This window comes from Geotalea uraniireducens, assembly GCF_027943965.1.
Classification (GTDB): Bacteria; Desulfobacterota; Desulfuromonadia; order Geobacterales; family Geobacteraceae; genus Geobacter; species Geobacter uraniireducens.
On record NZ_AP027151.1, the window covers coordinates 1,925,868 to 1,950,251 of the forward strand.

General features: G+C 64.5%; 20 protein-coding genes. 17 read left to right on the forward strand and 3 right to left on the reverse strand.

What is annotated here, in order from left to right; all coding sequences use genetic code 11:
- Window positions 1-54: 54 nt before the first annotated feature.
- From carB to QMN23_RS09080, 3 genes are all read left to right on the forward strand, one after another.
- On the forward strand, window positions 55-3,297 hold the full coding sequence (gene carB, locus QMN23_RS09070; protein WP_282003570.1) for a carbamoyl-phosphate synthase large subunit: 3,243 nt from the start codon (window positions 55-57) through the stop codon (window positions 3,295-3,297).
- Between the two features lie 106 nt (window positions 3,298-3,403).
- Window positions 3,404-3,880, forward strand: a complete 477-nt coding sequence (greA, locus tag QMN23_RS09075) for a transcription elongation factor GreA (RefSeq protein WP_282003571.1) — start codon at window positions 3,404-3,406, stop codon at window positions 3,878-3,880.
- A gap of 70 nt (window positions 3,881-3,950) precedes the next feature.
- Window positions 3,951-4,148: a DUF1858 domain-containing protein gene (locus QMN23_RS09080; protein ID WP_282003845.1), complete on the forward strand. Its 198-nt coding sequence runs from the start codon at window positions 3,951-3,953 to the stop codon at window positions 4,146-4,148.
- A gap of 68 nt (window positions 4,149-4,216) precedes the next feature.
- On the opposite strand, the gene QMN23_RS09085 is transcribed toward QMN23_RS09080, so the two are convergent.
- A complete protein-coding gene (locus tag QMN23_RS09085; protein WP_282003572.1) occupies window positions 4,217-5,419 on the reverse strand; it encodes an MFS transporter in 1,203 nt (400 codons plus the stop codon).
- A gap of 256 nt (window positions 5,420-5,675) precedes the next feature.
- Between QMN23_RS09085 and QMN23_RS09090 the strand changes: the two genes are divergently transcribed.
- From QMN23_RS09090 to QMN23_RS09155, 14 genes are all read left to right on the forward strand, one after another.
- Window positions 5,676-6,572 carry a LysR family transcriptional regulator gene (locus QMN23_RS09090; protein WP_282003574.1) on the forward strand — a complete coding sequence of 299 codons (897 nt, stop codon included), beginning with the start codon at window positions 5,676-5,678 and terminating at the stop codon, window positions 6,570-6,572.
- Between the two features lie 108 nt (window positions 6,573-6,680).
- Window positions 6,681-8,975 carry an ATP-dependent DNA helicase RecG gene (gene recG / locus QMN23_RS09095; protein WP_282003576.1) on the forward strand — a complete coding sequence of 765 codons (2,295 nt, stop codon included), beginning with the start codon at window positions 6,681-6,683 and terminating at the stop codon, window positions 8,973-8,975.
- A 26-nt stretch (window positions 8,976-9,001) separates the two neighbouring features.
- Entirely contained in the window at window positions 9,002-10,279 is a 1,278-nt protein-coding gene (locus QMN23_RS09100) for a serine dehydratase subunit alpha family protein (protein ID WP_282003847.1), read from the forward strand.
- 2 nt (window positions 10,280-10,281) lie between these two features.
- Window positions 10,282-10,740 carry an acyl-CoA thioesterase gene (locus QMN23_RS09105; RefSeq protein ID WP_282003577.1) on the forward strand — a complete coding sequence of 153 codons (459 nt, stop codon included), beginning with the start codon at window positions 10,282-10,284 and terminating at the stop codon, window positions 10,738-10,740.
- Between the two features lie 111 nt (window positions 10,741-10,851).
- Entirely contained in the window at window positions 10,852-11,250 is a 399-nt protein-coding gene (locus QMN23_RS09110) for a surface-adhesin E family protein (protein WP_282003578.1), read from the forward strand.
- A 62-nt stretch (window positions 11,251-11,312) separates the two neighbouring features.
- Window positions 11,313-12,419, forward strand: coding sequence for a cytochrome-c peroxidase (locus QMN23_RS09115; RefSeq protein WP_282003579.1), 1,107 nt, complete (start codon window positions 11,313-11,315; stop codon window positions 12,417-12,419).
- An 11-nt stretch (window positions 12,420-12,430) separates the two neighbouring features.
- On the forward strand, window positions 12,431-13,504 hold the full coding sequence (locus QMN23_RS09120) for a metallophosphoesterase family protein (RefSeq protein WP_282003581.1): 1,074 nt from the start codon (window positions 12,431-12,433) through the stop codon (window positions 13,502-13,504).
- Window positions 13,505-13,521: 17 nt separating this feature from the next.
- Window positions 13,522-13,932: a c-type cytochrome gene (locus QMN23_RS09125; RefSeq protein ID WP_282003582.1), complete on the forward strand. Its 411-nt coding sequence runs from the start codon at window positions 13,522-13,524 to the stop codon at window positions 13,930-13,932.
- 168 nt (window positions 13,933-14,100) lie between these two features.
- Window positions 14,101-14,415, forward strand: a complete 315-nt coding sequence (locus tag QMN23_RS09130) for a pyrimidine/purine nucleoside phosphorylase (RefSeq protein WP_282003583.1) — start codon at window positions 14,101-14,103, stop codon at window positions 14,413-14,415.
- 37 nt (window positions 14,416-14,452) lie between these two features.
- Window positions 14,453-15,388, forward strand: coding sequence for a tRNA glutamyl-Q(34) synthetase GluQRS (gene gluQRS / locus QMN23_RS09135; protein WP_282003584.1), 936 nt, complete (start codon window positions 14,453-14,455; stop codon window positions 15,386-15,388).
- Window positions 15,389-15,706: 318 nt separating this feature from the next.
- Complete coding sequence (locus tag QMN23_RS09140; RefSeq protein ID WP_282003586.1) at window positions 15,707-16,981, forward strand: TolC family protein; 1,275 nt, start codon at window positions 15,707-15,709, stop codon at window positions 16,979-16,981.
- Between the two features lie 42 nt (window positions 16,982-17,023).
- Window positions 17,024-18,391 (forward strand): efflux RND transporter periplasmic adaptor subunit, encoded by a 1,368-nt coding sequence (locus tag QMN23_RS09145; RefSeq protein ID WP_282003588.1) that lies wholly within the window; start codon window positions 17,024-17,026, stop codon window positions 18,389-18,391.
- Window positions 18,392-18,470: 79 nt separating this feature from the next.
- The gene (locus QMN23_RS09150) at window positions 18,471-21,608 is read left to right on the forward strand and encodes an efflux RND transporter permease subunit (protein ID WP_282003589.1); all 3,138 of its coding nucleotides are present in this window, start codon (window positions 18,471-18,473) and stop codon (window positions 21,606-21,608) included.
- Between the two features lie 137 nt (window positions 21,609-21,745).
- A complete protein-coding gene (locus QMN23_RS09155) occupies window positions 21,746-22,243 on the forward strand; it encodes a hypothetical protein (protein ID WP_282003591.1) in 498 nt (165 codons plus the stop codon).
- An 87-nt stretch (window positions 22,244-22,330) separates the two neighbouring features.
- On the opposite strand, the gene QMN23_RS09160 is transcribed toward QMN23_RS09155, so the two are convergent.
- Together QMN23_RS09160 and QMN23_RS09165 are read right to left on the reverse strand one after the other, a co-directional pair.
- Complete coding sequence (locus QMN23_RS09160) at window positions 22,331-23,710, reverse strand: IPT/TIG domain-containing protein (protein ID WP_282003592.1); 1,380 nt, start codon at window positions 23,708-23,710, stop codon at window positions 22,331-22,333.
- Between the two features lie 211 nt (window positions 23,711-23,921).
- Window positions 23,922-24,368, reverse strand: coding sequence for a hypothetical protein (locus QMN23_RS09165; protein WP_282003594.1), 447 nt, complete (start codon window positions 24,366-24,368; stop codon window positions 23,922-23,924).
- Window positions 24,369-24,384: the final 16 nt, after the last annotated feature.

Consider the following 24,384-nt stretch of genomic DNA (forward strand, 5'->3'; position numbering starts at 1 on the left):
GATCAATCACGTTTCTTGACAAGACGGACGCTTATTCAATAACAGGAGTCGTAGATGCCTAAAAGAACAGACCTTAACAAGATCCTCATCATCGGCGCCGGCCCGATCGTCATCGGCCAGGCGTGCGAATTCGACTATTCCGGCACCCAGGCCTGCAAGGCGCTGAAGGAGGAGGGGTTCGAGGTGGTGCTTTTGAACAGCAACCCGGCCACCATCATGACCGACCCGGATTTTGCCGACCGGACCTACGTCGAGCCGGTCACCCCGGAAGTGCTGGCGAAGATCATCGAGAAAGAGCGGCCCGACGCGGTGCTGCCGACCCTCGGCGGCCAGACCGCCCTCAACACCGCGGTGGCGGTGGCGGAGAACGGTACCCTGGAGAAGTTCGGCGTTGAGCTGATCGGCGCCAAGCTGCCGGCGATCAAGAAGGCCGAGGACCGGACGCTGTTCAAGGAGGCGATGGAGCGGATCGGTCTTGCCGTCCCCCGCTCCGGGCTGGCCCACAACTACAACGAGGCGATGGAGGTCGTCAGGCACGTCGGCTTCCCGGCGATCATCCGCCCTTCCTTCACCCTTGGCGGAACCGGCGGCGGCATCGCCTACAACATGGAAGAGTACGAGAAGATGTCGATGGCCGGCATCGACGCCTCGCCGACCGACGAAATCCTCGTCGAGGAGTCGGTGATCGGCTGGAAAGAGTATGAGCTGGAGGTGATGCGCGACACCGCCGACAACGTGGTGATCATCTGCTCCATCGAGAACTTCGACCCGATGGGGGTCCATACCGGTGATTCGATCACCGTCGCCCCGGCCCAGACCCTGACCGACAAGGAGTACCAGATCCTTCGCGATGCGGCGCTGAAGATCATCCGCGAAATCGGCGTCGATACCGGCGGCTCGAACATCCAGTTCGGCATCAATCCGCGGGACGGCCGGCTGGTGGTGATCGAGATGAATCCGCGGGTCTCCCGCTCCTCGGCCCTCGCCTCCAAGGCGACCGGCTTCCCGATCGCCAAGATCGCCGCCAAGCTGGCCGTCGGCTACACCCTCGACGAGATTCGCAACGACATCACCCGCGAGACCCCGGCCTGCTTCGAGCCGACCATCGACTACGTAGTGACCAAGGTGCCGCGGTTCACCTTCGAGAAGTTCCCGGCTGCCGATGCCACCCTGACTACCCAGATGAAATCGGTGGGCGAGGTCATGGCGATCGGCCGGACCTTCAAGGAGTCGTTCCAGAAGGCACTTCGCTCGCTGGAGATCGGCTCCTGCGGCTTCGAGTCGCGGCTCTTCGCCAACGGCGACAGCCGCCGGGCGCTGACCGACAAGGAACAACAGCTGCTCCACGACAAACTCCGGGTCCCCAACTGGGAACGGCTCTGGTATCTGGGCGATGCCTTCCGCTGCGGGATGAGCGTCGAAGAGGTTTTTGCGCTGACCGCCATCGACCCCTGGTTCCTCCACAATATCCGCCAGATCATCGAGATGGAGAAGGAACTGCGCGCCCTCGACATCAAGGCGGTGGGGCCGGAATTCGCCGCCCGGCTGCGGGAAGCCAAGCAGTGGGGCTTCGCCGACAAGATGCTCGGCCGGTTCTGGGGGATGAACGAGGAGGAACTGCGCCAGCTCCGGCTGTCGCTCGACATCCGGCCGGTCTTCAAACGGGTCGATACCTGCGCCGCCGAGTTCGTCGCCTACACCCCGTACCTCTACTCGACCTACGAAGAGGAGTGCGAGGCGGAGGTGACCGAGCGGCCGAAGATCATGATCCTCGGCGGTGGCCCGAACCGGATCGGCCAGGGGATCGAGTTCGACTACTGCTGCGTCCACGGGGTCTTCGCCCTGGCCGAAGACGGCTTTGAAACGATCATGGTCAACTGCAATCCGGAAACGGTCTCCACCGACTACGACACTTCCGACCGGCTCTACTTCGAGCCGCTCACCTACGAGGATGTCCTCTCGATCGTCGATATCGAGAAACCGCAGGGGGTGATCGTCCAGTTCGGCGGCCAGACACCGCTGAAGCTCGCCGTGGCCCTGGAGAAGGCCGGCGTGCCGATCATCGGCACCTCGCCCGACGCCATCGACCGTGCCGAAGACCGGGAGCGCTTCCAGGCAATGCTGCACAAGCTGAACCTCCTCCAGCCCGAAAACGGCACCGCTCGCTCCTTCGAGGAGGCGGAGGAGGTGGCCAACCGGATCGGCTACCCGGTGGTGGTCCGCCCCTCCTACGTCCTCGGCGGGCGGGCGATGGAGATCGTCTACGATGTGGATAACCTCCGCCGCTACATGCATACCGCCGTCCAGGCGTCGCCGGAGCACCCGATCCTGATCGACAAGTTCCTCGACAAGGCGATCGAGATCGACGTCGATGCTCTCTGCGACGGGACCGAGGTGGTGATCGGCGGGATCATGGAGCATATCGAGGAGGCGGGGATTCACTCCGGCGACTCGGCCTGCAGTCTGCCGCCGTATTCGATCTCCCAGGAGCTGATCGAGGAGATTCGCCGCCAGACCGAGCTGATGGCCCTGGAACTGAATGTCAAGGGGCTGATGAACGTCCAGTACGCCATCAAGGACAACGTCATCTATATCCTCGAAGTCAATCCCCGAGCTTCCCGGACCGCGCCTTTCGTCTCCAAGGCGACCGGCCGGCCGCTGGCGAAGATCGCCGCCCGGGTCATGGCCGGCAAGAGCCTCAAGGAGCTCGGCGTCGCCGGCGATATCGTCCCGCAGCATGTGGCGGTGAAAGAAGCGGTCTTCCCGTTCGTCAAGTTCCCCGGTGTCGATACGATCCTCGGTCCGGAGATGAAGTCGACCGGCGAAGTGATGGGGATCGACGAGAGCTTCGCCAAGGCCTTCGCCAAGGCCCAGCTCGGGGCGAACGTCCGGCTCCCCGCTGACGGCAAGGTCTTCATCAGCCTCCATAACGCCGACAAGAAACTTATTGTCGAATCAGCCAAAAAACTGTATAAATATGGTTTTAAGCTCGTTGCCACCCGCGGTACTGCCGCCTATCTGCAGGAGAAGGGGATCGCGGTGGAGACGATCAACAAGGTACTCGAAGGCCGGCCGCACGTCGTCGATGCGATCAAAAACGGCGAGATCGCCATGGTCTTCAATACTACCCAGGGAGCCCAGTCGGTGGCCGATTCCTTCTCGATCCGCCGCGAGACCCTGATGCACAACGTGGCCTACTTCACCACTGTCGCCGGCGCCAAGGCGGCAGTAGACGGCATCATCGCCATGAAAGAGGCCGAGCTGGACGTCAAACCGCTGCAGGAGTACCTCCGGTAGCTCCCCCGCGGCGGGCAGAGCCGACAACGAGAGCGTGAGCACTGACAGCGGGGCGGCCATCAACGGCTGCCCCGCCATTTTATAGTGAAGAGGAGCAGTAACGACGATGTCTCATTCGATTCCGATGACCAAGGAAAGCTACGAGTCTCTCCAGGAAGAGCTGAAACGGCTCATCCGCGAGGAGCGGCCGCGGGTAATCCAGGATATAGCCGAGGCCCGCGGGCATGGCGACCTGTCTGAGAATGCCGAATACGATGCCGCGAAGAATCGCCAGGCCTTCATCGAGGGGCGGATTCAGGAACTGCAGGGAAAACTGGCCCGCGCCTACGTGGTCGATCTTTCCAACATGAAGCCGGACAAGGTGGTGTTCGGCGCCACCGTCACCCTGTACGATACTGCCACCGAGGAGGAAGTTACCTACAAGATCGTCGGCGAAGAAGAGGCCGACATCAAGCTGGGGAAAATTTCCTGCACCTCGCCGGTCGGCAAGGCGTTGATCGGCCACAAGCTCGACGATTCGGTGAAGGTGAAGGTGCCGTCGGGGCTGCGGGAATACGAAATCATCGACATCAAGTATCTGTAACGGGGCAATCCCGGTTGGCAGGGGGTCAATGGGGGCTCCCGCATATCTGTCGATTATGAAAGGACGCATGATGAGTCAGAAATTCACCAAGGACATGACCTTTGCCCAGGCACTCCAGGCCCATCCGGAAGTCGGCCGGGTGCTGAGCAAGTATCATCTCGGCTGCATCGGCTGCATGGGGGCGCAGAACGAGTCCCTCGAACAGGGGTGCAGCGCCCACGGGCTCGACGTGGAAGATATCCTCCGCGATCTGAACGCGCTCGCCTGAGCGGTTCCGGAACGGAAAGACGAAACGAAAAAGGGGGTGCCGGTTGCGGCACCCCCTTTTTCGTGATCTCAGGCCGTGTCGGCCTGGCGGGTAGTGATGAGCAATGCCGAGGCCAGCAGCAGGCCGATCAGCCCGGCCACGCCCCCCCAGCCGGCGTGGGTCCAGCAGAAGCCGCCGGCAGTGCCGGAGATGCTCGAACCGAGGTAGTAGAAGAAGAGGTAGAGCGACGAAGCCTGGGCTTTGGCGGTCCGGGCGTGCCGTCCGACCCAGCTGGAGGCGACCGAGTGGGTACCGAAGAAGCCGCAGGTGAAGATGGCGATGCCGACGATGATCAGCGGCAGCGGCGCCGCCAGGGTGATGGCCGTGCCGAGCGCCATGGCGGTCAGCCCGGCGCGGATCAGCGGCCGCCGACCGAAGCGGTTCACCAGTGCACCCATGGCGCTGGAACTGTACGAGCCGAGGAAGTAGACCAGGAAGATCAGGCTGACCAGGGTCTGGCTGAGGTTGTAGGGGTGGCCGAGTAGCCGGAAGGTAATGTAGTTGTAGAGGGTAACGAAGCTCCCCATCACCATGAAGGCCAGGCCGTACAGGGCGAGCAGCGCCGGGTCGCGCAGCTGGCCGGCGAGGGAGGTGAACAGGTAGCGGACCGCGAAGGGGTGGCGGCGGAAATGGTTCGACGGCGGAAGATGGCGGATAAAGTAGCCGCTCAGCGCCAGGCAGGCGACGCCGATCAGTGCCATGGCCAGTCGCCAGGAGGCGAGATCGGTGACGGTGGCGGTGAAGATTCGCCCGGTCATTCCGCCGATGGCGTTGCCGCTGATGTAGAGCCCCATCGCCGCGCCGATGGACGACGGCGCGATCTCTTCGCTCAGGTAGGCCATCGCCACCGACGGCAGGCCGGCCAGGACGATCCCCTGGACGAAGCGGATGGCGATCAGCGAGGCAAGCGAGTGGCTGCAGGCGGTCAACAGCGCCAGCAGCGAGGTGAGGACGAGGGAAAAGACCATCACCGGCTTGCGGCCGAGGGTTTCCGAGATGGTCCCCGCCAGCAGCATGGCAACGGCCAGGGTGCAGGTGGTTACCGACAGCGGCAGGCTGGCCATTGCCGCCGGTACGCCGAATTCCCGGGCGAATTCCGGCAAGAGCGGCTGGACGTCGTAGAGGGTGATGAAGGTGACGAACCCGGCGGCGAAAAAGGCCAGGTTGGTCTGGCGGAAGGTCCTGCTGCCGCTTTCGATGAAATCTGCTTCCTGGACGGTCAGTTCGTTCATGGCTCCTGTTCCCTGTGCGGTGATGATTTCACCGTAGCACTTGTCTTTCGATAATTAAAATATATAATATCTATTGATGTGATAAATAATTTGTATGGTTGGCGATGAGAGTTTCACTCCCTCCCCCTTCGATGGGGGAGGGCAGGGGAGAGGGTGATAGCCGCTGCCCGGGGCATCACCCTCCCCCTTGCCCCCTCCCATCAAGGGAGGGGGCAAACAATTGGTGATAATCGGGATGTAGTGTGGGGAGGCAGCGATGGATCTGCGGCAGTTGAAATGCTTTGTCACCATTGCCCGCCTGCGCAATTTCACCCGGGCGGCCGAGGAGCTGCGGGTGGCCCAGCCGGCGGTAAGCGCGGCGATCCGCAAGCTGGAAGAGGAGCTGGAACTGGTCCTCTTCAACCGCCAGGACCGCCAGGTGTCGCTGACCGCCGAGGGGGAGATCTTTCTCGGCCACGCCCGGCGAATCCTCGACGACGTGCGGGCGGCGGGGGAGGAGATGGCCGACCTGCGCGGCCTCGGCAAGGGGGAGGTCCGGGTCGGCGTGCCGCCGATGATGAGCGCCTACTTCTTTCCGGCGATCATCAGTGCCTTCACTGCCCGCTACCCCAAGCTCCATCTGTCGGTGTCGGGCGAAGGGGCGGCCAGCATCCAGAAACAGATCGTGCAGGGGGAGCTGGACATGGGGGTGATCGCCGGCGGCCACGTTCCCGACAACCTCGAAGTGCGGCCGATCCTCCGGGAGGAGGTGGTGATCTGCGTTCCGCCCGACCACCCCTTTGCCGGCCGCGGGGCGGTTGCCATGGAGGAGTTCGCCCGGCAGCCGCTGATCATGTTCAAGGAAGGGTACTACCAGCGGGAGATGCTCTTCGAGGAGATGCGGGGGCTCGGCGGTCCGGCGGAGATCGTTTTCGAAACCAACCTCTACACCATGGTCAAATCGCTGGTGAAAAAGGGGCTCGGCATCTCGACCCTGCTCCGGATGGTGGTGGAGGACGACACCGAGCTGCGGGCCGTTTCGTTCACCCCGCCGCTCTACCTCGACCTGATGCTTGCCTGGAAGAAGCACAGCTATCTGTCGCGGGCCAACCGGGCGTTCGTCGACTTCCTGCTGGAAGAGGTCCAGCGATACGGCACGGCCGGCGGCCGCTGACGACCGGCGACGGGAGCGGTGGTCCCTGAAGGGGGTGGCAATTTACCCCCGATTGGTATATAAAATTGGCGTTATTCCGACCGTCTTCACTGACCAGCAGGGGATTGCATGCCGATCGTCTCCCTTTCCGCCGACAACCTGTTGCCGCTCCCCGCCGAGTTGGTGGCCCGTCTCGGCCTGCAACCGGGTGACCGCCTGACAGTCGAGGTGGATGGCGAGGGACGGCTGCTCCTGACCCCGTTGCGCCAGCCGTCGGCTCCATCGCTGGCCGACACCATCAACCGCAAGAACCTGGAAACGCCGATGCAGTTCATCAAGGGGGTCGGTCCGAAGCTGGCAGAGGTGCTGGCGAAGAAGGGGATCGTTACCGTCGAGGATGCGCTCTACCTCCTTCCCAACCGCTACGAGGACCGGCGCCAGGTGGTGCCGCTCGCCCGGTTGCAGCCGGGACGGACCGAGGTCTTCGCCGGCGAGGTGGTCAGTGCCGAGGCGGTGGTGACCAAGGGGGGGCGGCGGTTTTTCGAGGTGCTGATCAAGGACGGGAACAGTCTGCTCTCCTGCAAATGGTTCCATTTCAATCCGGCGTTCATGAAAAAAAGCTGGCAGCCCGGCCGGCGCGGCATCTTTACCGGCCAGGTGAGCCAGTACGGTCTGCAGCGGGAAGTCCACCATCCGGAGGCGGAGTGGCTGACCGAGGGGGAGACGGTCGAGGCGGCAATGGCCCGCGATCCGGTCAGCTTCGGCAGGGTGGTGCCGGTCTATCCGCTGACCGAAGGGCTCAACCAGAAGGTGCTCCGCAAGGTGATGAAAGAAGTGGTGGACCGCTTCGCTCCCTGCGTGGCGAGCACCCTGCCGCCGGCGGTGGCGGCGCGGCACGGCCTGCAGCCGCTGGCGGAGGCGCTGCGCGAGGTCCATTTCCCCGCTGCCGATGCCGACCTCCGGCAGCTGGAGGAAGGGGCGGGGGCGGGGCACCGGACGCTGGTCTTCGACGAATTCTTCTTTCTGGAGCTGGGCCTGGCGCTTCGCCGCCGGGGGGTGACCCTGGAGCCGGGGATTGCCTTTACCGTCCACCATACCTATACCAAGCCGCTCCTCAAGCTGCTCCCCTTTTCGCTGACCGCCGCCCAGCGCCGGGTGCTCGCCGAGATCAAGGAAGAGATGATGGCGCCCCACCCGATGCACCGGCTGATCCAGGGGGACGTGGGGTGCGGCAAAACCCTGGTGGCCCTGCTGGCGGCGCTGGTGGCGGTGGAGAATGGCTACCAGGTGGCGATCATGGCGCCGACCGAGATCCTTGCCGAACAGCACTATCTCAATATCCATCACTGGTGCGAGCAGCTGGGGGTCACGGTGCTCCTCTTGACCTCGTCGCTCAAGGGGAAAGCGAAGAGCGAAGTGCTCGGGCGGGTGGCGCGGGGTGAGGCGCAGATCGTCATCGGCACTCACGCGGTGATCCAGGACAAAGTGGAGTTCCACCGCCTCGGGCTGGGGATTGTCGACGAGCAGCACCGCTTCGGCGTCCTGCAGCGGGGCCTCCTCCGCCGGAAAGGGGATAACCCCGACATTCTGGTGATGACCGCCACGCCGATCCCCCGCACCCTGGCGATGACCGTCTTCGGCGACCTGTCGCTGTCGGTGATCGACGAACTGCCGCCGGGCCGGACGCCAGTGGCGACGAAGATCGTCTCCGAAAACCGCCGCCAGCAGGTCTACGGCATCATCCGCGAGGAAGTGGCCAAGGGGCGGCAGGCCTATGTCATCTATCCGCTGGTGGAGGAGTCGGAGAAGTCCGACCTGAAGGCGGCGACCCAGATGGCCGAGCACCTGGCCAACGAGGTCTTCCCCGAGCTGCGGCTCGGCATCCTCCACGGCAAGATGAAGCCGGAGGAGAAAGAGGCGGTGATGCGCTCGTTCAAGGAACGGGCGCTGGATATCCTGGTGGCGACGACGGTGATCGAGGTCGGGATCGACGTCCCCAACGCGACGGTGATGGTGATCGAGCATGCCGAGCGCTTCGGCCTTTCCCAGCTGCACCAGCTGCGGGGGCGGGTCGGGCGGGGGAGCGCCAGTTCCCGCTGCATCCTGCTGACGGCGGGGAAGCTCTCCGAGGACGGCGAGAAGCGGCTGCGGGTGATGGAGTCGACCAACGACGGCTTCCGGATCGCCGAGGCGGATCTGGAGATCCGCGGCCCCGGCGACTTCCTCGGCACCCGCCAGGCGGGGCTGCCCGACTTCCGGGTGGCCAACATCCTCCGCGACGGCCGGCTGCTGGAGGAGGCCCGTCAGGAGGCCTTCGCGGTGATCGCCGCCGATCCGGACCTGCAGCTTCCCGAAAACCGCCGGCTGCGGGACGAACTTGCCCGGCGCTGGGGCGGACGGCTCGAACTGGCGGGGATCGCCTGACAAAGAGAGGTGAATCGATGCATGATCTGGCGCTTTACCGGGAATTGATCAGCCATGAGGTCTTTCCGGCCCTCGGTTGCACCGAGCCGACCGCGGTAGCCTATGCCGCCAGCCTGGCGGCGGCGGAACTGGCAACGGCCCCGGAGACCGTTGCCATCGTTGTCGATATGGGGGTCTTCAAAAACGGCTTTGCCGTGACTGTGCCGAATACCGGCGGCGCCCGCGGGAACGTGATCGCCGGCGCCCTCGGCGCCCTGATCGGCAAACCGGAGCTGAAGATGGAAATCCTTTCGGCGGCGGATGGCGAGCTGCTCGACCGGGCCCGGACGATGGTGGAGGAAAAACGGGTGACCGTCGGCTTCGATCCGGAGCGGAGCGAGCTGTTCATCGACGTCACCGTCAGTGCCGGCGGCGAAACGGCCCGGGCAGTGCTGGCGGGGGGGCATACCAATCTGGTGCTGCTGGAGAAAAACGGCCGGGTGCTCCTGGAGCGGCCGCGGCCGACCACTGCCGGCGGCCATGCCTACCGGGAACGGCTGGCGAAGATGACCTTTGCCGAAATGATCGACCTGGTGGAGCTGCTCGAAGACGAGGACCTCGCCTACCTGCGGCGCGGGGTGGAGATGAACCTGGCAATGGCGGATGCGGGGAAGGGGCTGGAAAAGGTCGGCTACTACGTCGCCGATCTGGTCAGCAAGGGGTTATTGGTCAACGACGTGGTCTCGTCGAGCAAGGTGCTGGCCGCCGCCGCCTCGGACGCCCGGATGGCTGGGCTGCCCTACCCGGTGATGGCGAGCGGCGGCAGCGGCAACCAGGGGATTGTCGCCATCCTTGTCCCGTACAACGTCGGCCGGTTCTTCGAGATCGCCGAGGAGACGATCCTGCGCAGCATCGGCCTCTCCCATCTGGTGAACGGCTATATCAAATGCTTTACCGGCGATCTGTCGCCGATCTGCGGCTGCGCCATCGCCGCCGGGGTGGGGGCGGCCGCCGCCATCGTCTATCAGCAGGCCGGCAAGGACCTCGGCAAGATCGATCTGGCGGTCAACACCCTAGTCAGCGACCTGGGGGGAATGCTTTGCGACGGGGCCAAAGGGGGGTGTGCCCTGAAGGTGGTCAGCTCCGTCGATTCGGCGATCCGCTCTGCCTACATGGCCCTCTACGGGCACGGGATCAGCGACGAAGAGGGGTTCGTCGGCCGGAGCGCCGAGGAAACCATTCGCAACCTGAGCCGGATCAGCGAACGGGGGATGGCGCTGGTGGACGATACCATGCTCGACATCATGCTGGCCAAGAGGGGGTGACCGTGCCGATCGATCCCGTCATCGAGCCTGCGTTGCTTCCCCGCCTTTACCAGGGGACGTTCGCTGTCCCCGCCGAGGCCATCGACGAGAACGGCCATGTCAATAACGTGGTCTACGTCCAATGGATGCAGGAGTTTGCCACCCGCCACTCGGACGCCCTCGGGCTCACCCGGGCGAAATACGTGGAACTCGGCGGCTGCTGGGTGGTCCGGGCGCACCGGATCACCTACCTGCAGCCGGCTCTCCCCGGCGACCGGCTTACCGTTGCCACCTGGGTGGCAACGATGGACCGCTTTCGCTCGCTCCGCCGCTACCGCTTCGTCCGGAGCGCCGACGGCCAGATGCTGGCGACCGCCGAGACCGACTGGGTCTACGTCACCATCGCTGCCGGCCGCCCCTCCACCATTCCCGCCGCGGTGGCAAACGCCTTCGTCGTCCTGCCGGAGGCTGACGAGCCGTAGTAACGGTGCTGCCGCCTTTTCCTTTTTGCCCCATCCCTGTTCCCCGCCTTGACACCCCGATGTTTGGAGTTATCCTTTTGTTGCCAAACGTTAATCATGATGCGCAGTTGCGTGTTCAGCATAGTCGTTTTCCCGACCTTTTTGGCCGTCGCCGTCCCGGCAGGAGCGGCGGGCGACTGGCTTCCCCTCGGTAGTGCCGGGGCGGTGCGGCTTTCCCTGCGCCTAATCACGGAGGCGCCGCGGCAGCCGGCTGGCCGGCGGCTGGTTGAAGTCCGTCGCGACTTCCCGCCGGGAGACGACCGGTGCTATGCCCTCGACCGGGTGGAACTCGATTGCCGGAGCGGTACTTACCGTTATACCGGCATCGTCCTTTACGACCGGGACGGCGAGGTGGTGAACCGTTACCGGCCGGCCGACCAGTTCGTGCCGATTCCGGCCGGTTCATACCTGAGCCGCTGCCACACCCTGGCCTGTCCTTCCGTCACGATCCCTCAACCATTGCCCGACTGACCGGGCCTCCGCAGCCGCCACTCCCCGGCCGGTCGGTATCTTCGCAGCGTGGAGGTGAAGCGATGAGCAGAACGGTTGCTGGAGCAGTATTGGCCTTCGGGCTCGCCCTGGCGGGAGTGCCGGCCGGCACCTTCGCGGCGCCGCCACTGGGACTCCCGCCGGTGCCGATTCCGGCGGACAACCCGCAAAGCCCGGAGAAGATCAGCCTCGGCAAGCGATTGTTCGAGGACAAGCGGTTCAGCGGCGACGGTACGGTCAGCTGCTCGAACTGCCACGACCCGGCAAAGGCGTTCGCCGACGGCCTGCCGGTGGCCGAGGGGATTCGCAAGCAGCACGGGGCGCGCAACTCGCCGACGGTGATCAACGCCGCCTACTATGAAAGCCAGTTCTGGGACGGCCGGCGGCCGAGCCTGGAGGCCCAGTCTAAGGACCCCTTCCTCAACCCGGTCGAGCACGGTCTTACCAGCCATGAGCCGATCCTGGCGACGATCCGGGGCGACAAGGATTACCCGGGGCAGTTCCGCCATGCCTTCGGCGTCGAACCGGCAGCGCTGACCATCGACCACGTGGCGAAGGCGATCGCCGCCTTCGAGCGGACGGTGATCGCCGGCGATTCCCCCTTCGATCGCTATCTCTACGGCGGCGAGCGGGGCGCCATCCCAGCCTCCGCCATCCGCGGCCTGGATATCTTCCGGACCAAGGGGCGCTGCCAGGATTGCCACAGCATCGGCCAGACCACCGCCCTGTTCACCGACAACAAGTTCCACAATATCGGCGCCGGTTTCAGCCGGATCGCCGGGCGCTATCTCCAGGTCGCCAGCGCCTTCCGCAAGGCCCGCCAGCAAGGGAAGGAGGTCGACAAGAGCGTGATCACCGACCGTGATGCCTCCGAACTGGGCCGCTTTGTCGTCACCCTTCGCCCTTCGGACCTGGGGCGTTTCAAGACCTCGTCGCTGCGCAACATCGCGGTGACCGGGCCGTACATGCACGACGGCAGCATGAAGACCATGGAGGAGGTCGTCGAGTTCTACAACAAGGGGGGGGAGCAGAACCCGTTTCTCGATAGCGGCATCCGCCCTCTCAACTTGACCGCCGAGGAAAAGGCCGACCTGGTCGCTTTCCTGAAAACGCTTACCAGTCCGCAGTACGCCAACCTGGCACAGCCGTAAAGGAGGGGACGATGAAAGGACGAATCACTCGCCGTGCGTTTCTCAAAGAGGCCGGGCTGCTGACTGCGGCGGCGGCGTTGCCGTTGGGCCTCGTCAACGTCGCCTGGGGGAAGAAGCCGACCGACCGCTTCACCTTCGCCTACATTTCCGATTGCCACATCACCCAGATCCGCGGCACCGAATTCGTGGCCAATTTCGACAAGGGGCTGCAGCGGGCGGTGCTCGAACTGAGCTTCCTCGACCCGCAGCCCGATTTCGTGGTCTTCGGCGGCGATCTCGCCCAGCTCGGCAAGGTGGCGGAACTGGAACACGGCCTCGAAATGCTGAAGGGGGTTACCCTGCCGATCAAGTGGGTGATCGGCGAACACGATTACTATCTCGACCTGGGCGAATACTGGCAGAAACATATTTCGCCGCTCCACTACAGCTTCGATCACAAGGGGGTTCATTTTGTCGTCCTGAACAGCATCCTGACCGATGACGACTGGACCCACAACCGCTGGCCGACCGCCGAGGAACGGATGCACCAGATGGCCCGGCTCGACAACCCGCACGGTTCCCCGTTCATGGTCAAGCGGGAGCAACTGGCCTGGCTGAAGCAGGATCTGGCCAAGATTCCCCGGACGACGCCGCTGATCGTGCTCTCCCATTCGCCGCTCTACAAGATTTTCAAACCGTGGAACTTCTGGACCGACGATGCCGAAGCGGTCCAGGCGCAACTCAAACAGTTCCGCTCGGTAAAGGTGTTTCACGGCCACGTCCATCAGGTCCTCTACAACCAGCTCGGGCCGATCACCTTCAATGCCTTCATGGCGACCGCCTGGCCCTGGCCCTATCCGGTGACCTACAGCCAGCTGCCGAACAAGGTGCCGGAGCTGACGGTTTTCATGAACCGGGCCGATCCGTTCAAGGAGCGGGACGGCACCGGCTGGGGCTCCGTCCAGGTGGCCGACGGGCTGGTCCATCATTACGAACTCTGGGAAAACTCGCCGCGGACGGTCAGATCGCCCGGCGCCGGCAAACGGCCCGAAGATACGGTCTACCAGGATCCGGCCAAGCGGATTCCACCCCAGACCCACTATTGATCGAGAAGGAGGATGCCATGGCAATGAGAGCACTGCTCGCGGCTCTGCTCGGGCTGGCGGTGACGTTCGGTTCGTTGGCCGTCGCCCGCGCCGACGAGTTTACCAAGGACGATCTGAAAAAGTGGAACGACGCCTTTACCGCGGTGCGGCAGGAAGGGGAGAAGGTCTTTCACAGCTCGACGCTCGGCAAGAACTCCGTGTCGTGCGACATGTGCCATCCCCACGCCGCCAACACCCATCCGGAGACCTATCCGAAGTTCCAGAAGCAGCTCGGCAAGGTGGTCGGTCTGCGGGACATGATCAACTGGTGCATCCAGAATCCGCTGCAGGGAACGCCGCTGGCACTCGACGATCCGCAGCTGATCGCCCTGGAAGCCTATATCACCTGGGAACGGCGCGGTGTCAAATTGGCTCCCGGCAAGCATTGAGCCGCCGTCCCGTTGCCAATCCGTCGTTCAGAAAAGCCCCGGCCGCTCCGGGGCTTTTCCTTTTCCCGGCCCGGACCGCGGTCGGCACTTGAGTCTTGGCCGAAGATAGTGTAGTTTTCATCCGGTCGATGGCCTCTGCCCGACCGATTATCTTGCCAAGGAGTTCCCATGTCCGAATTCAGCAATGTCACCGTCGTTCGCGAAGCAAACATTTACTTCGGCGGTGCCGTCACCAGCCGCACCATCATCTTTGCCGACGGCACCAAGAAGACCCTTGGCGTCATGCAGCCGGGCGAGTACACCTTCAATACCGACGCCGCCGAGCTGATGGAGTTTCTGGCCGGCGAACTGGAGTACCGGATCGGCGACAGCGGGCCCTGGCTGCCGATGCGGGCGGGCGAGTCGTTCACGGTGCCGGCGAAATCGGCATTCACCATGAAAGTGGCGACGGTCGCCGATTACTGCTGTTCCTTCCTCGCCTGATCCGGGCGGCGCGGCTTTCATCCTCCTGGCCTCTGCCATGACCGATCAATATCCCGACATCGTAGGCCGCTTCGCCCCCTCTCCCACCGGTCCCCTCCATCTCGGCTCCCTGGTGGCCGCAGTCGGCAGCTATCTGCTGGCGAAGCGGGCGGGGGGGCGGTGGCTGCTCCGGATGGAGGACCTGGATACGCCGCGGCTGGTGCCGGGGATGGCCGACGACATCCTGCGGACCCTGGCGGGACTCGGCCTCGACTGGGACGGCGAGGTCCTCTGGCAGAGTCGGCGGGGTGCGGCATACCAGGCGGCGCTGGAGCGGCTTGTGGCCGACGGCTGGTGTTACCCCTGCGGCTGCTCCCGGGCGGAGATCGCCCGGGCGGGGAGCGCCCCCCACGACGGCGACGGGGAGCTGGTCTACCCCGGCAGCTGCCGCGACGGGCTCCCTGCCGGCCGGCCGGCCCGCGCCTACCGGGTCCGGGTCGGCATTGAGCCGGTCTGCTTCACCGATCTGCTCGTCGGTCCCACCTGTTACGACCTGGCGACCCTCTGCGGCGATTTCGTCGTCAAGCGGGCCGACGGGCTCTTCGCCTACCAGCTGGCGGTGGTCGTCGACGACGCCGCCCAGGGGGTGAACCAGGTGGTGCGTGGCGCCGACCTCCTTTCCTCGACCCCCCGGCAGATTTACCTCCAGCGGCTGCTTGGCCTGCCGACCCCCTGCTACGCTCACCTGCCGCTGGTTACCGGCCCCGGCGGCGGCAAGCTCTCCAAGCGGGACAATGCCGTCTCGCTGGCGGCCGGCTGCGACCTGGGGAGGAGCGGCCCCGGGCTGCTCCTCGCCGCGCTGGCCTTCCTCGGGCAATGCCCCGATCCGGCGCTGGCCGGCGCTTCTCCCCAGGACATCCTCGCCTGGGCGACCGCCCACTTTGACCCGGCAGCGATCCCTTGCCATGACGGCTTGCTGGCGGGCAATCACTAATCCTCTTTTTCTCATTAAAAAGTGCGTGACAGGTTGTGCAAAAGGCAGTATGAACTATACTTCACTGAAGGATTTTCTGCGCCCGGTGAAGAATATTCCTCAGCCGGGCGCGGCTCTCGACGGCACGATTTGCCGGCGACGTTTCGCCAAGCGGCAGCAGTCTGTGCCGGTCGACCTCCCGCCGATGCCCGCCCGGCGGGCCTTCAGCCGGCAGCCGGCGTGTGCCGGCCCCGGTTTTCGTCTGCTGAGGCATTGCCGGGCTGCGGTTCGGCACGAAGCGTGTAATTCCTTGGGCATGTCACCATGCCGGGAGATGCCATGAAGATTCGTTCCCTGTTCCTGCTCCTGACCCTTGTCGCCGGCCTTGCCGTCGCCGGCGCGGCCCTTGCCGCCGAGCCGCCGCCGGAAGACCTGACCAGGCTGGTGGCGGCGGCGCTCGCCAACAATCCCGAACTGAAGGCTTCCGCCGCCCGCTGGCAGCTGTTCAGCAACAAGGTCGCCCAGGCACGTTCGCTGGACGATCCGATGCTGATGCTGAAGATTCAGAACGGCGTGGTGACCGATCCGCTGAATTTCAGCCGCGAGCCGATGACCGCCAAGGTGATCGGCATTTCCCAGCAGCTCCCGTTCTGGGGGAAGCGGCAGCTAAAAGGGGAGGTCGCGACGCTGACCGCCGACTCGTACCGCTGGACGGTGGACGAGCGGAAGCTCGAACTGACGCGGATGGTCAAGGAGGCCTGGTACCAGATCTTCTTCATCGACAAGTCGCTCGGCATTGTGGCCAAGAACCTGCGCGTCCTCGACGATTTCATCACCCTCGCCGAAACCAAGTACGCCGTCGGCCAGGGGGTGCAGCAGGATATCCTGAAGGCCCAGGTCGAACGCTCCAAGCTGCTCGACATGCAGATCACCCTGGAGCAGCAGCGGCAAAGCGCCGCGGCCAATCTCAACACCCTCCTGTTCCGGCCCGCCGACACGCCGGTCGGGACCATCACCGAGGCGCTGCCGGCACCGGTGAGCCAGTCCGCCGCCGAGCTGCGCCAGCTGGCCTACGGCAACCGGCCGCTCCTGAAAAGTCTCGATGCCCAGGTCGCCAGGGGCGAGGCGGGGCTGAAGCTGGCGGACAAGGATTTCTATCCCGACTTCAACGTCTCCCTCGAATACATGCAGCGTGAGCCGGTGATGGGCAATGGCGGTTACGACATGTATTCCCTTGGCGTGACGTTCAATCTGCCGCTGCAGCGGGCGCGTCGCCATGCCGCGGTGGCGGAGGCCAACTCCGAGATCACCATGGCCTCGGAAGAGGTGCAGAACCTGAAGAACAGCATCAATTACGGTGTCGCCGACCTGCTCGCCCAGCTGGAGCGGCGCCGGAAGCTGCTGGAACTCTACAAGAGCGGGATCATCCCCCAAGCCAGCCAGACGCTGGAATCGGCGACCATCAACTACCGGGTGAACAAGGTCGACTTTCTCACCCTGCTCGACAGCCTGATGTCGCTCTTCAACTACGAACGGGAATACTACGACTCCCTGGCCGATTACGGGGTCAAGCGGGCGCAGCTGGAGGCGCTGGTCGGGACCGAGCTGCGCTAGCGGCCTGCCCGGGCACGCGAACAAACCGCGAGAGGACGGACGATGACTATCTCGAAAAAGACGGCGATGCCGATTGCAATCCTGCTCTTGGCGGTACTGGCCGCCGGCGGCTACTGGTTCTGGCGGCAGCGGCAGCCGGGCACTGGCCAGGCGACCAAGGCGGCGCAGGGGAAGGTGATCTACACCTGTCCGATGCATCCGTTCATCGAGAAGGAACAGCCCGGCGCCTGTCCGATCTGCGGGATGAACCTGGTGAAGAAGGTGGCGAGCACGCCGGCGAGCGGCCAGGAGATGAAGACCCTCGAACAGGTATCGCTGTCGCCGACCCAGATGGTGCTGGCCAACGTGGCGACCGACAAGGTTGACCGGGCGGCCCTGGCCAAGGAAGTGACGGCGGTCGGCATCGTCCAGTACGACCAGGCGCGGCAGGCCAAGGTGACCGCCTGGGTCAGCGGCCGTCTCGACCGGCTGTTCGTCGACAAGGTCGGCGATTACGTCTCGACCCGGCGGCCGGTGGCCGAGATTTATTCCCCCGATCTGGTGGCCACCGAGCAGGAGTATCTGCTCGCCCTGAAGAGCCGCGACCAGCTGAAGAGTTCGCCGATCAGCTCGATCGCCGCCGGCGGCGAGGGGCTGGTCGCCGCGGCCCGGCAGCGGCTCAAGCTCTGGGGGGTCAAGGATCAGCAGATCGCCGCCCTGGAGAAGTCGGGCCAGCCGAACATCCGCATCCCGATCTATACCCCGCTCTCGGGGATCGTCATCGACAAACTGGTCCTTGCCGGCCAGTACGTCAAGGAGGGGGACCCGCTGTTCAACATCGCCGATCTCTCCACGGTCTGGACCGAGGTGGAGATCTACGAGAACGAGTTCCCGTTCGTCAAGGTTGGCCAGCGGGTGGCGATCACCTCCCAGTCCTACCCGGAGCGGACTTTCAGCGGCCGGGTGTCGTACATCTATCCGTTTCTCGATCCGAAGACCCGCACCGTCAAGGTGCGGGTGGAACTGGCCAATCCCGGCCTGCGGCTGAAGCCGGACATGTTCGTTAACGCGACGATCAAGGTGCCGCTGGCGCCGACCCTGGTGGTGCCGGTGACGGCGGTGATGGACACCGGCCAGCGGCAGGTGGTCTGGATCGAAGCGCGGCCGGGAGTCTTCGAGCCCCGCGACGTCAAGGTCGGGGCCCGGGTCGACGACCGGGTGCAGATCCTTTCGGGACTCATGCGTGGCGACACCATTGCTGTCTCCGGCGGCTACCTGATCGACTCCGAAGCCCAGCTCAAGGGAGGGGGCGGCTCGATGCCGGGAATGAAGATGGGTGGCGAGAAGGAGAAGGGGCAGGGGGGGACTCCGCCGGCCCCCGGCAAGCCGGCGCCGAAAGACGACATGGATATGAGCAATATGAAAATGTGAGCTGCGGGATGCGCCTTCCGACCCGGCCGCCGAACGCAGCTGAGCTCCGCCGGGCCGGAATATCCTGCCAGGAATTGTTATGATCGAAAAAGTCATCGAATATTCGGCTCGCAACCGGGTGGTCATCCTGATGATCTTCGCCCTGGTGATCGGCGTCGGCATCTGGGCGGCCTATACGACCCCGGTGGATGCGATCCCCGACCTGTCGGACAACCAGGTGATCGTCTTCACCGAGTACCCCGGCCGCTCGCCGCAGGTGGTGGAGGACCAGGTCACCTACCCCCTGGCGGTGAACCTCCAGGGTTTGCCGATGGTCAAGGCGGTGCGGGCTTCGTCGGCCTTCGGCTTCTCGATGATCTACGTGATCTTCGACGACAAGGCGGATATCTACTGGGCCCGGACCCGGGTGCTGGAACGGCTCAATTACGCCGCCTCGCTCTTGCCGTCGGGAGTGACCCCCACCCTTGGCCCCGATGGCACCGGGGTCGGCCACGTTTACTGGTACACCATCGAGGGGAAGGGGTACGATCTTGAGCAGCTCCGTACCCTCCAGGACTGGTTCGTCCGCTACCAGCTCAACACCGTCCCCGGAGTGGCGGAGGTCGCCTCCATCGGCGGTTTCGTCCGCGAATACCAGATCGATCTCGATCCGACCAAACTTTTCTCCTACCACATCTCGGTCCGCGACGTCATGGATGCGGTCAAGCGCTCCAACAACGAGGTCGGCGGCCGGTTGCTGGAACAGGCCGATGCCGAGTACCTGATCCGCGGCACCGGCTACGTCCAGTCGCGCCGTGATCTGGAGAACATCGTCGTCGGCGCCGACCAGCTCGGGACGCCGATCTACGTCCGGAACCTCGGCACCGTCCAGCTCGGCGGTGCCATCCGCCGGGGGCTCCTCGACCTGAACGGCGACGGCGAGGCGGTCGGCGGGATTATCGTCATGCGCTATGGCGAGAATGCCAAAGATGTCATCAACCGGGTCAAGGAGAAGATCGCCGCCCTTTCCAAGGGGCTGCCGCCGGGGGTGAAGATCGTCGCCCGCTACGACCGCTCCGACCTGATCGACCGGGCGATCCATACCCTCAAGCGGGCGCTGACCGAGGAATCGGTGGTCGTCTCGCTGGTGGTGCTCGTCTTCCTTCTCCACTTCCAGAGTGCCCTGGTGATCGTCCTGACGCTGCCGATCGCCGTGTTGATCTCTTTCATCACCATGAAGCTGTTGGGGGTCACCTCCAATATCATGTCGCTGGGGGGGATTGCCATCGCCATCGGCGTGCTGGTGGACGCCGGGGTGATCATGGTCGAGAACTGCTATCGCCATCTTTCCGAACTGCCGCCGGAAGAGCGGCAGACCCGGAGGCTGGAGGTGATCATTGCCAGTGCCAAGCAGGTGGGCCGGGCGATCTTCTTCTCGCTGGCGATCATCGTCCTCTCCTTCGTGCCGGTCTTCCTCCTCGAAGGGCAGGAAGGGAAGCTGTTTCACCCGCTTGCCTTCACCAAGACCTTTTCGATGGTCGGTTCGGCGGTCATCGCCATCACCCTCGTTCCAGTGCTGATGTATTTTTTCATGCGCGGCAAGATGCCCCCCGAGAGCGCCAACCCGGTCTCCTCGTTCTTTATCAGGCTCTATTCGCCGGTGATCAAGTGGGTGCTCAAGTACAAGAAGACCACCATCGCCCTCAATATCCTGGCCCTCGGCATCGCCATCCCGATGTTCATGTCGATCGGTTCCGAGTTCATGCCCCCTTTGGACGAGGGCTCGATCCTCTACATGCCGGTCACCCTCCCCAACGTCTCGATCACCGAGGCGAAGCGGCTGATCCAGGTTCAGGACAAGATCATCATGAGCGTGCCCGAGGTTTCCCAGGCCCTGGGGAAAGTCGGCCGGGCCGAGACCTCCACCGACCCGGCACCGGTGTCGATGTTCGAGACGATCATCCTCCTCAAGCCGAAGGACCAGTGGCGCCCCGGGATCACCAAGAACGACATCATCTCGGAGCTGGACGCCAAGCTGCAGATTCCGGGGGTGCGCAACGGCTGGACCCAGCCGATCATCAACCGGATCAACATGCTTTCCACCGGGGTCCGGACCGACCTGGGGGTTAAGATCTTCGGCCATGACCTGAACGTGCTGAAGGACCTGGCGGTGCAGGCCGAGGGGATTCTCAAGACCGTGCCGGGGGCGGCGGACGTGGTGGCGGAGCGGGTCACCGGCGGCGACTACGTCGACATCGACGTCGACCGCCGGGCGGCGGCCCGTTACGGGATCGACGTCGGCGACATCCAGGACGTGATCGAGACCGCCCTCGGCGGCGAAGCGCTGACCACTGCGGTCATGGGGCGGGACCGCTTCCCGATTCGCATCCGCTATCTGCGCGACTACCGGGACAACATCCCGGCGATCCGGCGGATGCTGGTTACCGCCCGCGACGGCGCCCAGATCCCGCTGTCGCTGGTGACCACCGTCAAGGTTTCCACCGGTGCGCCGGAGATCGCCAGCGAAGGGGGGCTGTTGCGCTCGATCGTCTTCCTCAACGTCCGGGGGCGGGACATGGGGAGCTTCGTCGGCGCGGCGCGGGCGGCGCTGGAGAAGCAGCTCAAGCTGCCGCCAGGCTACTACGTCGCCTGGTCGGGGCAGTGGGAGAACCAGGTCCGGGCCAAAAAACGGCTGGAGATTCTGATCCCGATGGGGATGGTGATCATCTTCATCCTCCTCTACTTCACCTTCCATTCGGCGCTGGAGGCGAGCATGGTGATGCTCTCGGTCCCCTTCGCTTTGGTCGGCGGGGTCTATCTGGTCAAGGCCCTCGGCTACAACATGTCGGTGGCGGTCTGGGTCGGTTTCATCGCCCTCTACGGGGTGGCGGTGGAGACCGGGGTGGTGATGGTCATCTACCTGCACGAGGCGCTGGACAAAAAGCTCCTCGCCGGGCCGGTGACCGTCCAGGACATCTACGACGCCACCTACGAAGGGGCGGTGCTCCGGCTCCGGCCGAAGCTGATGACTGTGGCGGTGGCGCTGCTCGGCCTGGTGCCGATCATGTGGTCGACCGGCACCGGCGCCGACGTGATGAAGCCGATCGCCGCGCCGATGATCGGCGGGATGATCTCCTCGGCGGTCCACGTGCTGATCATGACACCGGTGATCTTCGTGCTGATGAAGACCCACGATCTGAAGAAAGGGAAGCTGAAGTATTCGGGGATGAAACATTAGGCGGGACGGCTTCGCTCTTTACGCCATCTCGACCCTGTCCTCGCCGGTCTGGCGCAAATATCGAAGCCGCTGAACAGTGGTAGTCAATCTCGAAGGCGTAAAACAACGGTGGTAATCACACAAAAAGGAGACACACTATGAAGAAACTGGTACTGGTACTCGCAGCAGCGACGTTCGCCCTGGCGGCCCCCCTGATGGCCGGCGCCGCCGAGCATGGTTCCATGGATATGGACCACGGTGACATGAAGATGGATTACGGCGCCATGAAGATGGAAAAGGGCGGGATGATGACCATGGGCAAGGTGATCCACCAGGGGAAGGTCGACGGGGTGAAGTTCACCGTCCGGGCCATTGACATCAAGGCGAAGATGGAAAAAATGGGGATGAAGGAAACGAACCACATCATGGTGATGTTCAGCGATGCCAAGACCGGCAAGGCCATGGCCGACGGCGAAGTGACGATGAAGATCGTCGGGCCGGACAAGTCGGAGCAGGTGAAGAAGCTGATGGGGATGGAAGAAGGGTTCGGTTCGGATTTCGTCCTGGCACAGAAGGGGAAATACGGCATCATGGCCAAATTCAAGCTGGGCGGCAACAAGGTTCAGCAGTTCAAGTTCTGGTACACCGTGAAGTAGCGGTTTCCCCGGACCGGTTGCCGGTCCGGGCAGGTTGTCGTGACGAGCCCATGGCGGGGGATTCCCCTGCCATGGGCTTTTTCGTTGTTAGCGGCGGGATTTTTTCGGCGCGGTATAGATGGCCCGGCTGGCGCTGCCGAACAGGGTGCGGACGGTGATGACGCTCCCCGGGGCGAAGTCCGGCGAAGTGGCGACGATCCGGCTGTCGCTCCAGAAGACGATCTCGGCCCGGCTGCTGCCGGTAAAGACGCCGAGTGCCGACGGATACTCCGCCGGGGGGGCCGCGCCGAAGCCGCTGCCGCTGACGGTCAGGGTGTTGCCGGCGCCGAGCAGCGCGGTGCGGACGACGAGCGCCGGGACGACGGTCAGGTTCCGCCGGTTGCTCAGCCGGTCGTCTTTGATCACCCGCAGCTCGTAATTACCGTCGGCCAGCGGCGGCACGGTCACTTTCAGCTCGCTTTCGGTAATCGAGAAGGGGATCAGCGTCAGGGAGCCGCTGGCGTTGGCGATCGTTATCCGTGGCTGGTAGACCACCACGCCGTCGGTGTTGGTGAAGCTCGCCCCGGCCAGGGTCAGGACCGTGTACGAGCCGGCGGTCAGGGCGAAGGCGCTCTGGCCGGTGACGACTGGTACCGTCGCCCCCAGTTCGGGGCCGGCGAAGCCGAGCCAGGAATCGTGGCAGCCGATGCAGTCCCAGCTGGCGCCGATATGTCCCCAGCCGGGATTCTCCTGGCCGTCGATAATCACCCCGAGGGTGGCGGGATTGTCGGAATCGAGCTGGATGTTGTGCAACGACTTGAGGCTGTGGCAGCGTTCGCAGGTCCGGATGGTGGTGAATTCGCCCGTGCTGTTGTGGCAGAGCGTGCAGGTCAGGCCGGTACCGTGGTGGAGGTCGGCGGTGGCAACGATCGGCCGGCTGGTGCCGGTGCGGGGATCGACGGCGTTCGGGTCCGCCTGGTGACAGGCGGCGCAGCCGTTGACGATGACGGTGGCGCCGGTCGCCGGGTCGACCTCGGTCCGGCCGTCCGGCAGCGGCGTCATGCTCGAGGGCGGGTAGGCCGGGATGTAGTGACCGTCGTCCGGCCGGTCGACCAGGCTGCCGTGGCAGGAGGTGCAGTCCCCTTGTTGCGCCGCGGCCGTGCTGTGATGGGGGGTGCTGGTGTGGCAGACGAGGCAGGTGCGGAAATCGGCCAGGGTATAGCCGCCCGAGCCGTCCGGGATCAGGGTGTGGCAGTCGAGACACGCCAGCCCCCGTTCCTGGATCAGGGCGTGGTGCCGCTGCACCATGAGCGGATGGCTGACGTGGCAGTCGAGGCAGTCGCCGGTGGTCAGGTTCGGGTAGCGGGTGTCGTAAATGCCGATAAACTGGTTTACCGGCGGCGGTAGCACCTTCGCCCCGGCGACGGCGACGATGCCGATGACAACGAGCAGGCTCCCGAGGCTGCAGCCCCATCGTTTCCCAACCATGTTCGCACCTCCCTGGCGTCGCCGGCCGGCTGGGCCGGCCGCGGCATTCCCTGTCGCGCTGTTTAACCCTCGGGAATTACTGGCGATGTCGGTTTGCGGGTCTGTTGGTAATATCTTGAATTATAAGGGGAATCGCTACGAGTGTAGCGTTGTGACGGCCGCTGTCAAGGATAAAATTAATCGGCGGTAATGATTGCCGGCCCCCGGCGGCTTACGGGCGCCGGCCGGTGCCGAGCCAGCCGGTGGCGAACAGGGCAAGCAGGACGGTGGTGAGCAGCAGGCCGCCGAAGGAACCGTTGAACAAGGCCACCAGCGGGGTCGAGAGGGGGAAGAGGAGGAGGTGGAAGAGCGCTTCGCCGGCGCTGAGCGGATGGCCGCCGGCGGTAGTGAGGAAGAGCAGAAAGTAGGCCGGCCCGCTCAGCCAGATGCCGAGCGCCATCGCCACCGCCCAGGAGGTGATGCGTTGGCCGGGAGCGAAGCGCCGGACCAGTAGCCGGAAGGTGAAGCCGCAGAGGGCCGGCAGGGTGACGCTCTTGGCGATGATCCAGTAGGGGGGCTGCCAGCCGCCGCCGATCAGCATCAGCAGGGCGTCGCCGCCCCAGAAAAGCAGGCCGCCGAGAACGGCCAGCGCCGCTAACGACAGGAATCTCGACATCATCGGACCTCCCCGGCGG